Consider the following 1,157-nt stretch of genomic DNA (forward strand, 5'->3'; position numbering starts at 1 on the left):
GGTGAGTCGCGGGGAAAAGACGACGTCCGTGACGGTGAGCTGTCCACCGCGGCGAAAGCCGCTGTGGTGGTTGCCCTCACGGACGCTCACGAGTTTTCCATCGCTCGAGCATGCGCGGTTGTCGGGATTGCGCAGTCGACGTTTTACTACCACCGGCACAAACACACGAAGGTGGTGCAACAGCGCGAACAGCGCCACGCTGCACTCAAACCGCTGATCTTGCAGGCAGCCGCCGAATCCGGGCGAAGCTACGGGTACCGGCGCATCCACGCCTGGTTGAAGATCATGGGGCATACGGTGTCGGAAAAGATCGTGCGCACCCTCATGAAAGAGCTTGGGTGCCGCCCGCCGGCGAAGGTGTCGGGCAAGTACTCCTCCTACACCGGTGAGACCGACCACAAGCCGGCAAACCTGCTGCTGATCACCCCAACCGACGGCACCGACGATGACCGGGATTCGGATGTGGCCCGGCCGGTGATCGAACCGTCGCAGTACTTCACCGACCACGCCGACGCCAAGGGGCTTACCCACGATTTCCACGCGGATGCGCCGTGGGAGAAAATCGGCACTGATGTCACCGAAATCCACTGCCCAGACGGGAAGTTGTTCCTGTCGGCAGCGATCGATTTCTACGACGGGATGCCGATTGCGGTAACCATGTCGACGTCACCGGACCACGATCTTGTCGCCGAGATGATCGCGCGAATCGACAAGCTAAAACCCGACGGTGCGCAACCAATCATCCATTCCGACCGTGGTGGGCTCTACCGCAGCCCACGCTGGGTCAGCCTGATTACCAACCACGCCCACAACATCCTGGATTGTCCCGACTGCCAGGCCGATGCGTGGTGCGACAACCGGTGGCGATACATCCCGTCACTGTCACGCAAAGCCACCAGCGGCGACAATGCGCGCACCGAGGGGTTCTTCGGCACGATGAAACAGGAACTGCTCAAAGGCAGGCCTGTGGTGTCAACGATGACGGTGGCGCAGATGCGCGACTATATTGACACCTACATCGACTTCTACATTCACAGACGATTGAAGTCGACACTCGGCGACGGCTACACCACCATCGCCGAACACCGACAAGCACTGAGTGCATAACAACGAGACAAAGTCCCCCAAATGCACTCCAAGAATTTGTCCGCATCCCC

Annotated in this window: 1 protein-coding gene; it reads left to right on the forward strand. The window is 60.1% G+C overall.

Going from position 1 to position 1,157, the window contains the following annotated elements; genetic code table 11:
- On the forward strand, positions 1-1,107 hold a 1,107-nt coding region (locus O5O53_RS11530; protein WP_269512184.1), incomplete at its 5' end, for an IS3 family transposase.
- Positions 1,108-1,157: the final 50 nt, after the last annotated feature.

The organism is Corynebacterium faecium (genome assembly GCF_027257105.1).
Lineage (GTDB): Bacteria > Actinomycetota > Actinomycetes > Mycobacteriales > Mycobacteriaceae > Corynebacterium > Corynebacterium lehmanniae.